The organism is Daejeonella rubra (assembly GCF_900103545.1).
In the GTDB taxonomy this organism is placed as follows: Bacteria; Bacteroidota; Bacteroidia; order Sphingobacteriales; family Sphingobacteriaceae; genus Daejeonella; species Daejeonella rubra.
This window is the reverse complement of sequence record NZ_FNHH01000001.1, coordinates 1-13066: the sequence shown is the minus strand read 5'-3', so window position 1 is coordinate 13066 and position 13066 is coordinate 1. Positions and strand designations below refer to the sequence as shown.

Below are 13066 nucleotides of genomic sequence, written 5' to 3'. Positions count from 1 at the left end.
ATATGTAACTTAGATTTAAGTTTTATAAACAAATTTCAATACCAGAACATGAAAATAATCATTATTACATGTATGTTATTCATTCTAACTTCCTGTGGGCAAAAGGGAGGTGATGACCCGGGACCAAACGAGCAGCTTAGCTTTGTAAAATATATAAAAGCACTCAGAGATACAGTGAATACATCCGAACAAAACAAGGATCTGCGAAGTGTTCTTCTTGATAATGGTATATCATCAACCAAAATTTATGTAAAAGACAGCTTGCATTTGAAGTTCAATTTCTGGCAGGCTAAAGTTCTGGAGATCATTGATAAGCAGGCAACCGTGGAAGTTAACTTTGGTATAACTTTGGATCAGGCAAATAGATCGGCGCAAAAATCGATCGTGTTAAGCTCTCTAATGGATCAGTCCGATAAGGCAATAATTGAAGGAATCAAAGCTGGAGATCAGGTAAAGATCAGCGGAATCTTCATTGAAAAGAAAGGCTTTATTGATATAGACAACTACAGCGATTATAAATTTTCCAAAAATGTATTCGACAATCCTGAATTCAAAATAAAAATAACAGCAATAGAAAAATTATGATACGCTGGTGCGTTCGCAATGTCAATATGTATTGATTTAAATAAATGATATACAGACAATTACTAGCAAGTTCTTGCGCACGCGTGCCGAGTGTGCTTTTTCAAAATCGCAACTTTTAAAGTACAAATACACCTCGTTTAGCGATTTCCCTCACCTGCTGAAGGACAGGTTCCGGGACATTTGCTTTCAATTTAAGGTTAATATTTTTAAGGCATATTGAATGCCGTTCAAGCTATTTAAGAAACTGATATATATCAGTTTTAAGCTCATGTTTATCCTTAACCTGAGAAGGGTCATTTAAATAGACCTCAAAAGGTAATTCGCGGGCTTCTCTATTATTCTCTTTTAACCACTTTTTAATTTCATTGTAGGGCGTTTCCATTTCTTCATACGGGCCAGTATAATGTGCAAGTACCGCTTCACCCCCGGCAACAAATTTAGATTCAATTCTGCCGTTCAAATACCCGGGAATCCTATCCACCTCCACTCCTGCTTCCAAAGTCACAGGGTCTTCATAATCAAGGTAAAAAGCCATGACCCTGCCTGCTTTCAGGTCATTTTTCTTAATAAAACTAAAGATTTCTCCATAATCAGCTTCGAATATCATACTTAATGCGGATAACCCTGTGGTTTCTCTAATCAATAAAACATTAAATGGTTCCAGGAGGACCTTCTCCAGTACCACATTGGTTTTCTTTATTGTATCCTGTAACATGACTTTAATTTTTATGGGTTTATCATTGATTTTGCGGATGAACCGTGTCCAATGCCGATAACAACAAATGGCAAAATGAAATCAACACAAAATATTCTTTTGTGTTTAATCAAAAATAGTTTCTTATTAAAAAACTGAAACGGTCTTTTCCTGTTTGATACAGCAAAATTAAAGAAGGCTCATTAAATACTATATGACAAGAATTATGCTTGTCCTTGATAATGATCAACAATAGCCCATCAGTCATATACAGCTATCCTTTGGCCAGGGGGATTTTTTAAAATTTAGATTCAAATTCCGGCAAATACTTGCCATTATTGTACCATGAATGATTTCATAATAAAATACATAAAAACCTTCGAAATGATCGGTGTGATCATGCGGATCGTAAGTTTCACACTGGTAAGCTGGCTTGGCCCTGAAAGTCCGTTTCTTTTTGTCTGGATATTTAATACCCTAGATGCAATCTTGTTATCCTGGTGCGCCATCCTTAAAAAAGACAAAGCATATACTGTATTAAATCTATTCTGGATTCTGGTGGGAATTGTGGGAATATTAAGGGCAAGCGGACTATTACACTAGATCCTTTAAATAAAGATTTGAAAAACCCGATTGTGCGGACTATTTCCATTGCTATTTTTTCATTTTTGATCCTATATTTTTTTACCTTGTTTTGATTTAATCAACAGGAAATATTTTCAAAATGAAAAATAACAAAGGGAAAAACAGGGATATCTCAAGACTTAATTTTTTAAAAAACACCAGCATTATAGCAGCAGGATTAACTTTTCTGCCCGGTTTGGTTAGTTCAAAGCTAAGAGATAGCTTGTTAAGCTCAGGCTTAGCTGCCGGAAATATTATAGACTATCAGATCATTATCCCAACTCTGGTCAGTTCCATAGAAAAACAGGCAGCCCAGCAGCTCCAGAAATATCTATCCAAATTATCTGTAAAGACTATTCCAATTGCAGAAGAGGGTAAGACAACGGTTATTAACGGAATTTACCTGGGTGAAACGGAATATGCCAAAACAAATCAGATCAATTTCAATCAGCTCCCGGAAGCCGGTTTTATTCATAAAACTGTAGGTGATAATTTCATCATTGCAGGCGGTTCAAAAAAGGGATTACTTTTTGGTGTTTACGATCTACTGGAAGGTTTAGGATTCAGGAAATATTCTACTGAAGATGCTGCAGGTCCGAAAACTAAAACGTTCGATCCTGGTCAGGGAACAAAAACCTACGAACCTCTGGTAAAATACAGAACAACTTCCTACAGCCAAATGGCTGATCAGGAATATTCAGACTGGCATAAGCTTTCTTCCAGGGATGACTGGGGATTATTTGTTCATACTTTTAACACGCTTGTCCCGCAACAGGTATATGCTAAAACCCATCCTGAATATTATTCACTGATCGATGGAAAAAGACAACCGGGAACCCAGCTATGTCTGTCGAATCCGGAAGTTTTAAAAGTATTGGTTGAAAGCCTGAAAAATAAGATTCAGGAAAAACCGACTCCCACCTATTGGTCTGTTAGCCAGGATGATAACGATAGATATTGTCAATGTGATGGCTGTGCAGCATTAAATGAAAAATACGGTAAGGTTCCCAGTGGATCCATTATTTACTTTGTGAATAAGGTTGCCAAAGAATTTCCGGATAAGATCATTTCTACCCTTGCCTACTGGTACACCCGGAAAGCACCTAAAAACATTGAAATTGAGTCTAATGTAAATATTATGCTCTGCAACATTGAAAGTACAAGGCAAGCACCTGTGTTCGTAACCGATCCTGCATTTTCCAATGATCTGAGAGACTGGGGAGCACTGTCAAAGGACATCCTTATCTGGGATTATAATATTCAGTTCACAAATTATATCTCCCCTTTCCCAAATCTGTATACCTTAAAGCCGAACATCAAATTTTATACAGATAATCAGGTTAAAGGCTTATTCATGCAGGCAAATGATGAAGCGGCGGCTGAAATGGCCTTGCTTCGATCCTACCTGATCTGCAAACTCATGTGGAATCCCGATGCAGATGACAAAGCCATTATCAATGAATTCCTTACCGGTTATTTTGGTGCTGCAGCTCCATTTATCAGTCAGTACATCGAAAGTATGCAGGAATCTCTGGTAAAAAGCGGCATGGTGCTAAGCATTTTTGGGGATCCTATCCACGCAAAAAACTCCTATTTATCTGCAGAAATGATGCAGCAGTATAAGCAGCTCTTCGATAAAGCAGAAAAGGCTGTGAGCGCTGACCCTAAATTAGTCCAGCGTGTAAGAACAGCGCGACTGCCAATCATGTATGCAGAGATTCAGATCGGCCGCACGGAGATCGATACAGCCAGAAGCATGTTCCGTAAGGGAAGCAATGCCTATATACTTCCTAAACCTGAGATGAAAGCGCTGGTTAACCGTTTTGCTGATGGATGTAAACTGAATAAGGTAAAACTGGTACGGGAACGGGCCGGAACTCCGGAGCATTACCGGGCATCCTACAACCGCATCTTCAGCAATATGGAAGGTATGATCAAGGTTAAATCATTCCGTAAAAAGATCATTCCAATCACCAGTCCGAATCCTAAATCGAAAGGTTTAGAGAGCCTTACAGACGGTATTTTTGCTTCCTACGAGTCATGGCAGGAGGCTGATCAAAACTGGGTTTATTACACCGGACAGCACATGGATTTTATTCTCGATCTGGGTGCAGTAATGCCTGTAAGTTCGGTAAATATGGATTTCCTTAACCCTCAGGCACAGCCCGACTGGCATTTATTTGCCTTGCCTAAACATGTCAGCTATTCAATATCTGAGGATGGAAATAATTACAGTGAACCTGTATTAATCAATAACCCTAACAATCCGAACCCGCTTGAAAACCCGGGGATCATCAAAATTTCAATCCTACCATTTCAAGCGACTATGAATCCCGGAACCAAAGCCCGCTACATCAAAGTCCATGCGGAAAGCTTATTGAAAACCCCATCATGGCATATCCGATCAGGACAGGATATTTCTATTTATTGTGATCAGATCGTGGTGAAATAATTGGGGTTGGGATGATCAAATACCTTTTCTTTTAATCCTTCCTTCAATTGAAGCACGATTTTAGGCGTCATGCCTTTTCCCCCAGCAGCTGTAAAACAAAAAGCAAAAATTGGCCATTTGCGCGTAAGGGAGGGGCATTGTTTTACCCTTCAGTAAAACGCAGCCCGTGTTTTGCTTTTTGTGTGCGGTAGGTTTGCGCCGGCTGCCTTGTCCAAAGGACTCATTAAGAGTGAGAAAAATTAGGCTTTTGTTTCTTTTGGCCTTCAAAAGAAAGAAATATCAGCGCTTGCGCAGCATGTGCTATTAGAAAAGAACCACCCCCTTTAATTCCCCCGCAAGCGGTGGACACTGGGTGGCTAGGAATTTACTTAACCACCTAAACAGGTTTAAGCTTTAAGCCTGCTCCTGCTTTTAGTAATTCCTGGGTAATGCTGCGTGTATAAGTTTTGATCTCTTCCTGAAAATCTGTTACAGAAGCCCCTGAACGGATCTCTTCAAGTCGCTTTTCCCAGTTTCCGGTAAGTTCTGCCTGAGCTATCTTATGATCTTTTACCACCTCATAAACCGCGAGGCCTGTCTGGGTTGGGACCAGATTCTTTTTCTCGCGCAAAATATAATCCCTCTTCAGAAGAGTTTCAATGATGGCCGCACGGGTAGCAGGAGTCCCCAGCCCGCTGTCTTTCATTGCATAACGCAACTCTTCATCATCGATCTCCTTACCCGCTGTTTCGAGGGCCTTTAATAAGCTGGCCTCATTATACAGTGGTTTGGGTTTGGTTTGTTTTTCAAGTAAGGCTTTATCAACTACCGGCAGATTCTCCCCTTCCTTTACTTTTGGTAACGAAGCATTATCTTCATCCTTTTTCTCCTCATCAGGCTCGTTGAACACAGCCCGCCAACCTGCAGAACTGATCACGGTTCCACTGGCGATATATTTAGCGCCTGATTGAACCGTAATTTTAGTGATCTCCTTGATACATTCCTGATGAAAAGCCTCCAGTGTACGGCCCAAAACCAGGTCAAAAATGGCTTGCTTATCTGCCGAAAGATTGTAAGGTTTTTCTCCGGTAGGCAAAACAGCATGGTGATCGGTCACTTTTTTGACATTCACACTTCGCTTATTCAACTTGACACCTGTAAGAAATAATGCCTGCTTCCCAAAAGTTTCATGATCTTTAAACTTTTCCAGCAATGCAGGTATTCCGGCAAAAACATCGTCCCCGATATACCTGCTGCCTGTACGCGGATAGGTGACCAGCTTACTTTCATACAGATTTTGAAGCAGGTTTAGGGTCTGATCAGCGGTAAAGCCATTTTTTTTATTAGCCTCCTGCTGCAGACTGCTCAGATCATGCAATAATGGAGGCGGTTCCTTTCGTGGTTTGGCTTCAACAGCAAGTATATGCCCTCCAAGCGGAAAACCCGAAGCCACATCCTCTACCTGATCTATTAAAACCTGAGCCTCTTCCTTTGACTTAAAATTCTCGGTTGAAACCGCACGAAAAACTTGTCCCTCCTTATCTACCTGAATACTGACCTGATAAAAAAGCTGAGGCACAAAACTCTTATTCTCGAGGTAACGGGAGCAGATCATGGCCAGAGTGGGCGTTTGTACCCTACCAAGTGAGAGAACAGATCTTGTGCCGGAAGATATACTCAGTGCCTGCGTGGCATTCATCCCCACCAGCCAGTCGGATTGCGAGCGGCAATGAGCAGAATTGAATAGAGTATCATAGTCAGAACCTGGTTTCAGGTTCCGGAAGCCTTCTTTGATAGCTTCATCCGTTTGAGATGATATCCATAGCCGTTTGAAAGGCTTTTTACATTTCAGATAATAATATATATACCGAAAGATCAGTTCCCCTTCCCTTCCGGCATCCGTTGCAACAATGATATCAGTTGCCTCATCAAATAAAGCCTGAATGATGTTGAGCTGTTTCCTGACACCGGGGTCTTCTACCAGACCATCCTTCGTCTTAACCTTACGTATTGATAGCTTAAACTTCGCCGGCAGCATGGGTAAATTATGCACATTCCAGCCATAAAAGCCATATTCCTGTGGCGGAGCCAGCTGCAGCAAATGACCGAAAGCCCAGGTAAACGTAAAACCTTTGCCTTCCATATAACCGTCTTTTTTGGTTGTAGCCCCAAATACTTTGGCTATTTCCCTGGCAACAGACGGCTTTTCGGCAATGATCACTTTCATGGTTTTGAATTTGGACTTGACGAAAGTAGGAAAATAAGGCAGCTGACAGCAAGTTTGTTGAAAAAGAAGAAGGTGGGGTTTTAAGTTGTAAGTGATAAGTTGTAAGTGATAAGTGGTTTGTTATTTATAAGGTGTGGAGTAAAGGCTCATACATTAGAAAAATCAAAGCCCGGCAAAATTCTGACCAGAATGATCTGTTTGGTTGCTTTAACCTGTTAAAATAGACCAATATTAGGTTTTGTTTGTACCTCCTTCGTACCTTGTTCGTAGAACACCCCATTTAAGGCTACTGGAGAGCACTATTGTACAAAGAAGGTACGAACATGGTACGAACTTGGTACCTTGAAGGTATGGTGTTTGTCTCGTCCTGAAATAGCTATACAGATTGGTTAATAATTCCTAAACTGATTATACAGTCTAAGTTGGTAATCCTGCCTGAACTGATTTAAAAAACCTGAATTAACCCAAAAAAAATATTACCCTGTCGCATGTAGAGTGCAGATAAAAATAAACTCAAATTTCCTATGTTTGGGTCTATGACCCAACAAGCTATCCCCGTAAATCCGGTGCGCCGTATACTAGCAGCGAGCCTCATCGGCACCACCATTGAGTTTTTTGATTTTTACATTTATGCCACTGCCGCGGTGCTGGTATTTCCCAAATTATTTTTCTCGGCTTCAGATCCGGCTATGGCTACACTCGAGTCGCTCGCTACTTTTGCACTGGCCTTTTTTGCACGACCATTGGGTGCTGCGCTATTCGGGCATTTCGGTGACCGTAAGGGACGTAAGGCAACGCTTGTTGCAGCACTTATGACGATGGGGCCATCAACTGTCGCCATCGGACTCTTGCCGGGCTATGCCTCTATTGGCATTGCTGCGCCGATATTGCTGGCCGTATTTCGTTTCGGACAGGGATTAGGCCTGGGCGGCGAATGGGGAGGGGCGGTATTACTGGCAACAGAAAATGCCCCACCTCACAAAAAAGCCTGGTATGGTATGTTTCCGCAATTAGGCGCGCCTATAGGCTTCCTTTTATCTACAGGCTCATTTTTTATACTGAGCAGAACCATGAGTGAAAGCGACTTTATCAACTACGGCTGGCGGATACCTTTCATAGCCAGTGCCCTGCTCGTATTTGTGGGACTGTATGTGCGATTAAAAATTACCGAAACGCCTGATTTCATGAAGATCGTCGACAATAAGCAGCAATCAAAAATGCCGGTAAAGGATGTGTTTACAAAACATACTAAAGCCATTACCCTTGGTACGCTGGCTACGATCACCACCTTCCTGCTGTTTTATTTAATGACCGTATTTACCTTGAGCTGGGGTACAACAACACTCAATTACACTAAAAGCGATTTCCTGATCCTGCAAATGATCTCTATGCTTTTCTTTGGATTGGGAATCCCCCTATCTGCCCTGCTGGCAGATAAATACGGACGCAATAGAATGCTTGTTGCAGCCACTATCGGGATCATGTTATTCGGACTTTTCTTCGCCTTCATATTTATAGCCGGCAATACGTTCCTTACAGGAGTATTCCTGTCGCTGGGCATGTTCCTGATGGGTCTTAGCTACGGACCAATAGGTACCGCGCTGGCAGGCATCTTTCCGGCACCCGTACGTTATACCGGCGCTTCACTGGCCTTTACCCTTGCCGGGATTTTGGGCGCATCCCTCACCCCCTATTTAGCCACCACCCTGGCGCAGAATTACGGACTTGCCTATGTGGGCTATTATCTGACCATCGCTGCGGGACTAACGCTGCTGGCTTTGCTGGGGTCGAGGAAGATGATGAGGGAGGAGGGAGATTAAAGCTAAAAGCCTAAAGCAGAAAGGTTAAAGGAGAAAGCGGAAAGCTCAAAGCAGAAAGCTGAAAGCAGAAGGCTTAAAGGTTTATTTTGCTGATAATGAGGATATTTAATAAAAGATAATAAATATGCCACAATACCACTGGATTTGGGGGCTTGTGGTTTTTTATCAATAGTATATATAAATTAGCAGTAACCCTAAGACGAATTACAATCCTTAAACGACCGACAATAAAACGAGCGGAAAAATAGTACAAACAATAAAAAAATAACAAAATGAGAAGTTTAATTTTTTTTATGCATACTTCACTTGACGGTTTTGTAGCAGGACCAAAGGGAGAATTGAACTGGGCAAAATTAGACGATGAGATTTTTGACTTTGTTGCCACTATAACCGACAAAGCCGATACTGCACTTTATGGACGAGTAACTTATGAAATGATGCAGAGCTATTGGCCAACTGCTGCTGAACAGCCAAACGCATCAAAACACGACAAAGAACATTCGGCCTGGTACAAAAAAGTTTCAAAAGTTGTTTTATCACGGACAATTAGTGAAAAAGGGCTTGAAAACACCACAGTTATTAGCGATCAACTTGCAGACAACATAAATAAAATAAAAAAACAAGAGGGGAAAAATATATTGATTTTTGGAAGTCCGAGTGCTTCACATTCATTACTAAGTCTAGGTCTAATCGACGAGTTTTGGTTATTTGTCAATCCAGTTTTACTTGGACAGGGCATTCCCTTATTTAAAGGTATAACCGAAACAACTAAGCTGAATCTTATAGAAACGAAAACATTTTCTTGTGGAGTAATTGCACTTCACTACGAAAAAGCGGAAAGCTGAAAGTGGAAAGCTGAAAGCAGAAAGCTAAAGCTGAAAGCGTAAAGTGGAAAGCAGAAAGCTTTATGAAAAGACTATACCGACTAAATAATATCTCAAACAAAGAAAATGACACAAAGAAACCTCTCTGAATTAACAGACGAAGAATTGTTACAGGAAGTAAAAAAAATGAAATCAACTTCCATAACTAATGCTGTATTAATTGGATTTCTTGTAGGGATTGTATTTTACAGTGTTGTGAAAAACAGTATAGGATTTTTGACACTAATCCCTTTGTTTCTTGCATATAAATTGATTAATAAGTCGAACTATAATAATCAGGAATTAGCAAATCTTTTAAAAGAGCGAAATTTAAAATAAACAAGTATCCAAAATTGAATATGAATTAATAAAATTTACTCCTTCTTTAATGTTGGTAGTTGCCCAGTTATAAACTTTAAGCTTTAAGCTTATATCTTCAAAAGTGCTTCCCTCAAAGTTTCAATCCCATGGCCAGTATCAGGCAGAACATTCACACGTTTCAAATTCTTCAAACCCTGTTCAGCTGCTTTTATAGTCAGCAAGTAGGGAAATAATAAATCCCTTTCACCCACAATCAGGTGAACAGCTGCTTCAACCCTTTGTAGTTCTTCCTTTTTCATTGCATAAGGTTTTTGAGCCTTATCCACATGACGGGTAAGTGCAAAAACCTCATAATCTATGATCATTTGCATTCTCTCCTCAGGTAAATAATGCGCAGGCGGATAGAATACCGCTTTATCCAGAAAACGTTTAACATTTTTTACGGAAGGTTGCACAATGGGTAACAGATTGTAAAACAGATTTTTCAGCGACAATGAAAATGCTTGAAAACAGCCTGGATTAAGCAGGAATATTTGGTCTACCTTATCGGGGGCGGCAATAGCAAGCTTCAGGCAAACCAATCCGCCGAAAGATGAGCCTGCAACATTTACCCTATCCGGGGTAAAATGTGTGATAACCTCAGCCGCCCAATGCCCATAATCCAAAGTTTTTATATCCGGGGTATTTCCATCGCTTAGCGTCGGCTGTCCATTGGTTTCTACCAGATAGATCCTGTAACGGTCTTCAATCAGCTGTAAACCATTATCGAGGTCCCAAAACAGGCTGCTGGTTCTGAAGCCGGGAAAGATAAAAAGGAAAGGGAGTGTTGTACGATCACTATTGAGGCTCCAAACGACAGTATTGCCCAGGTGATTTGGAACATTGTTCCTTTCATATTGCCTGTTGTTGAGCTCTTCGAGTTTAGATACCCATTGTTTAATAAATTGATGATCAGGTACCGGATCCTTAAAATAGCATGTGCTGTAGGTTTGCATAAAAAATCTGTGTGCCTGCAAATTTCCCGACTTAACTGAAGTTATTTATTGGTATAAACCAACAATTAAATCCGGATGGAGTTATAAATCTTGCTGAAATTGGTGGCATCAATATTCAGGTAACTGGCGATGTACTTATGCGGAACCATGTGCAAAATATGAGGGCTCCGTGCTACGAAATTTTTAACGCGTTCTTCAATTGTACAGGTATGAAATTCTCTGTGCCTGGTTACCAGTCCGCAGAATTTAGCCTCTGTCATTTTACGGAATAGCCTTTCAATAGCCTGCGACTCATCAAATAATTCCTCCAGGCGCCGAAATGAAATAGCCCCATAGCTGCTGTCAGTAAGCGCACGGATATAATATTGAGTGGGTTGCTGATTATAAAAACTATCCGGAAGACCCATTAAGGATTGCGGGTAGTGAAATGACATCACACGCTCTGTTCCATCATGATTATAACAAGAGATCTGTGTTCCTTCATAAACAAAATACAGATCCCTGGTAATATCCCCTTCAGCTACAATCAGTTCGTTTCGTTTTGCATGGCAATTGGTTAAACTATCTGCAATTAATTCATAATCCCTTTTAGAGATTTGATGGAATTTGTTTAAAAAATCATGATAATCCATAGGTGAAGATAACAAATTGAATGATCCTGTGGATTTTGTTTGTAAAACCAAACAGCATTGAGCTTCTAATCTCTGTAATGTCAAATTACCTTTGTCCCGCAAAAAGCAGAGATGCTAAACGAAAGACAGAAAACGAAATATTGAGCACTCTCCAGACATCCCCAACTGTAGAGCGCAGCGTTCCAGTGATTTCTAAAAGGAGGAGTCTCCAGACTCCCATAATTAAAAATAAATGATATCTATCAAATATCTTTCAGCTGCTTTTAATTTTTATGTGGCATTGATTATCAGGTAACTGACAAAATAATTTAATATAAATGCAATTAATAATTAATTATTTTTTTTAAAAAATGGGTTACTTTTTTAAAATTCGAGTATTAACACCGTATATACTTAAATAATTAAACATGAAAAACTTATTCAAATTCGGTTTCTTAGCTTTAGCTATCACTTTATCAGTTGCTGCTTGTAACTCAAACAAAACTGAAGAAGCTACTACTGACACTATTGATTCTGTAGCAGAAATGACTACTGATTCTTTAGAAGCACAAATCGATACTGTTGACTCTACTGCTGAAGCTAAAACTGATTCAGTAAAACACTAATCAGAACTTTATTTATAGAAGATCCGCTACCTACAAGTAGCGGATTTTTTATTTTTTTTATTGTTTTTTAAAGGTGTTCATGCTTTCGCCGCTAAAGGGCGGCTCAGGTTTGAAGGCCAAAAGTACCCAATCCCGATGGCAATCGGGACCTCAATCCCTAGGTGCCCTTTGCTACAAGACCACCACACATCAAAAAAATCCCGCAAGTGCTGGACTGCTTTTGGGGGATACCAAAATATGAAAGCCATCCGGGTATGATCCCAAAATCAAATGCTCGAAAGTACTATTTGAAAGAAACTGCATCTGTTTTTTGATTTTGCTGGCACCTTGTCCCGGTTTTACACCGGGAGAATCGTCCTTCGGAACCGTTTATCTAATATGAATGGTAGCTGGGACTTGCGATGGGTAACAACCGTTCATAAATTACCGGTATTGCTGAATGCAGAGATCGGCCTCCTGGGATTTGGCAGTAAAGGCGCGCTTTATCCTTGCATTAACGATCATAAATAACTGCCTTCAAGTAATCCGGAGAAGTGTTGCAGATCCATTCATATATTTCAAACCATAAACACGGCTTGGATTACACCGATAGGATAAAGCGTGGATTTACAAGAAATACCGGGAAGCCGCGGCTCTTTTGCTTACTTTTCCAGCTGAAGGGAAAAGTAAGTGCCCTCTCCCGCGGCAGGAGCGGGATGATTTCAGTTTTAATTGATCTGTATCGTCCTAAAAAAAGTTTACAGGTTTTGATTTAATCCTGAAATATGTTTACAGGTTTTTTGTTGTCCTGAATTGGGTTTACAATTTTAGCATTTTTGTTATAATAGTTTTTCCATAATTTTTCCACAAGAAGTTCTTCTGAATGAACTTTTTCTGGTGTAAGTAATCCAATACTGAAGTGCGGTCTATCTTGATTGTATAGTTTTACTGCTAAGTCAAGTAGCTCGGTAGCCTCTTGAATTGTTTTAGTCTGATAATGTTTGAGATATTCAGACTTGAGTATGCCGTTGATCCGTTCAGCAATAGCATTTTCCAATGGATCTCCATTTTCAGTCATGCTGATTTTAATACCTCTGTTCTGTAATTGTTTTATGTAGTTTTCACTGCAGTATTGCACACCTCTATCTGAATGATGGATAAGTGTTGCCTGTAATTGATTTGGCAGTTGATTCATTGCCATATGTAAAGCTTTTATAGTTTCCACACTTTCCAGGGTCTGGGCTAAATGATATCCCACTATTTTATGTGAATAGGCATCTGTAATTAAAC

12 protein-coding genes are annotated in these 13066 nt (G+C 40.2%); 7 read left to right on the top strand and 5 right to left on the bottom strand.

Translation table 11 applies throughout. The annotated features are described in order from the left end of the window. Nucleotides 1-48 precede the first annotated feature (48 nt). Nucleotides 49-585, top strand: a complete 537-nt coding sequence (locus BLR27_RS00065) for a hypothetical protein (RefSeq protein ID WP_143007672.1) — start codon at nucleotides 49-51, stop codon at nucleotides 583-585. 232 nt (nucleotides 586-817) lie between these two features. Here the strand turns inward: BLR27_RS00065 and BLR27_RS00060 are convergent, their stop codons facing one another. After that, nucleotides 818-1300, bottom strand: coding sequence for a GyrI-like domain-containing protein (locus BLR27_RS00060; RefSeq protein WP_090697248.1), 483 nt, complete (start codon nucleotides 1298-1300; stop codon nucleotides 818-820). Nucleotides 1301-1624: 324 nt separating this feature from the next. On the opposite strand from BLR27_RS00060, the gene BLR27_RS00055 reads away from it, so the two are divergent. Further along, nucleotides 1625-1882 carry a hypothetical protein gene (locus BLR27_RS00055; protein WP_221406282.1) on the top strand — a complete coding sequence of 86 codons (258 nt, stop codon included), beginning with the start codon at nucleotides 1625-1627 and terminating at the stop codon, nucleotides 1880-1882. A gap of 121 nt (nucleotides 1883-2003) precedes the next feature. Continuing rightward, entirely contained in the window at nucleotides 2004-4355 is a 2352-nt protein-coding gene (locus BLR27_RS00050; protein WP_090697244.1) for a DUF4838 domain-containing protein, read from the top strand. Nucleotides 4356-4731: 376 nt separating this feature from the next. Here BLR27_RS00050 and BLR27_RS00045 read toward each other — a convergent pair whose 3' ends face one another. After that, nucleotides 4732-6561, bottom strand: a complete 1830-nt coding sequence (locus BLR27_RS00045; RefSeq protein ID WP_090697240.1) for a DNA topoisomerase — start codon at nucleotides 6559-6561, stop codon at nucleotides 4732-4734. A gap of 524 nt (nucleotides 6562-7085) precedes the next feature. On the opposite strand from BLR27_RS00045, the gene BLR27_RS00040 reads away from it, so the two are divergent. The 3 genes from BLR27_RS00040 (at nucleotide 7086) to BLR27_RS00030 (ending at nucleotide 9583) form a co-directional block, all read left to right on the top strand. Further along, entirely contained in the window at nucleotides 7086-8381 is a 1296-nt protein-coding gene (locus BLR27_RS00040; protein WP_317040395.1) for an MFS transporter, read from the top strand. Between the two features lie 272 nt (nucleotides 8382-8653). After that, nucleotides 8654-9226, top strand: a complete 573-nt coding sequence (locus BLR27_RS00035) for a dihydrofolate reductase family protein (protein ID WP_090697231.1) — start codon at nucleotides 8654-8656, stop codon at nucleotides 9224-9226. A 105-nt stretch (nucleotides 9227-9331) separates the two neighbouring features. Next, a complete protein-coding gene (locus BLR27_RS00030) occupies nucleotides 9332-9583 on the top strand; it encodes an FUSC family protein (protein ID WP_090697228.1) in 252 nt (83 codons plus the stop codon). Between the two features lie 89 nt (nucleotides 9584-9672). Here the strand turns inward: BLR27_RS00030 and BLR27_RS00025 are convergent, their stop codons facing one another. Together BLR27_RS00025 and BLR27_RS00020 are read right to left on the bottom strand one after the other, a co-directional pair. Then, nucleotides 9673-10560 (bottom strand): alpha/beta fold hydrolase, encoded by an 888-nt coding sequence (locus BLR27_RS00025; protein WP_090697224.1) that lies wholly within the window; start codon nucleotides 10558-10560, stop codon nucleotides 9673-9675. A 65-nt stretch (nucleotides 10561-10625) separates the two neighbouring features. Next, the gene (locus tag BLR27_RS00020) at nucleotides 10626-11192 is read right to left on the bottom strand and encodes a Crp/Fnr family transcriptional regulator (RefSeq protein WP_090697221.1); all 567 of its coding nucleotides are present in this window, start codon (nucleotides 11190-11192) and stop codon (nucleotides 10626-10628) included. Nucleotides 11193-11599: 407 nt separating this feature from the next. On the opposite strand from BLR27_RS00020, the gene BLR27_RS00015 reads away from it, so the two are divergent. Continuing rightward, the gene (locus tag BLR27_RS00015; protein WP_090697216.1) at nucleotides 11600-11797 is read left to right on the top strand and encodes a hypothetical protein; all 198 of its coding nucleotides are present in this window, start codon (nucleotides 11600-11602) and stop codon (nucleotides 11795-11797) included. 751 nt (nucleotides 11798-12548) lie between these two features. On the opposite strand, the gene BLR27_RS00005 is transcribed toward BLR27_RS00015, so the two are convergent. Next, a partial coding sequence (locus tag BLR27_RS00005; RefSeq protein WP_143007671.1) for an integrase core domain-containing protein occupies nucleotides 12549-13066 on the bottom strand: 518 nt, incomplete at its 5' end.

What these genes read in the sequence shown, in the direction of transcription:
- BLR27_RS00045 (WP_090697240.1), bottom strand. Translation starts at nt 6,561, where the DNA reads ATGAAAGTGATCATTGCCGAAAAGCCGTCTGTTGCCAGGGAAATAGCC.
- BLR27_RS00065 (WP_143007672.1), top strand. Translation starts at nt 49, where the DNA reads ATGAAAATAATCATTATTACATGTATGTTATTCATTCTAACTTCCTGT.
- BLR27_RS00030 (WP_090697228.1), top strand. Translation starts at nt 9,332, where the DNA reads ATGACACAAAGAAACCTCTCTGAATTAACAGACGAAGAATTGTTACAG.
- BLR27_RS00020 (WP_090697221.1), bottom strand. Translation starts at nt 11,192, where the DNA reads ATGGATTATCATGATTTTTTAAACAAATTCCATCAAATCTCTAAAAGG.
- BLR27_RS00015 (WP_090697216.1), top strand. Translation starts at nt 11,600, where the DNA reads ATGAAAAACTTATTCAAATTCGGTTTCTTAGCTTTAGCTATCACTTTA.
- BLR27_RS00035 (WP_090697231.1), top strand. Translation starts at nt 8,654, where the DNA reads ATGAGAAGTTTAATTTTTTTTATGCATACTTCACTTGACGGTTTTGTA.
- BLR27_RS00060 (WP_090697248.1), bottom strand. Translation starts at nt 1,300, where the DNA reads ATGTTACAGGATACAATAAAGAAAACCAATGTGGTACTGGAGAAGGTC.
- BLR27_RS00055 (WP_221406282.1), top strand. Translation starts at nt 1,625, where the DNA reads ATGAATGATTTCATAATAAAATACATAAAAACCTTCGAAATGATCGGT.
- BLR27_RS00040 (WP_317040395.1), top strand. Translation starts at nt 7,086, where the DNA reads ATGTTTGGGTCTATGACCCAACAAGCTATCCCCGTAAATCCGGTGCGC.
- BLR27_RS00050 (WP_090697244.1), top strand. Translation starts at nt 2,004, where the DNA reads ATGAAAAATAACAAAGGGAAAAACAGGGATATCTCAAGACTTAATTTT.
- BLR27_RS00025 (WP_090697224.1), bottom strand. Translation starts at nt 10,560, where the DNA reads ATGCAAACCTACAGCACATGCTATTTTAAGGATCCGGTACCTGATCAT.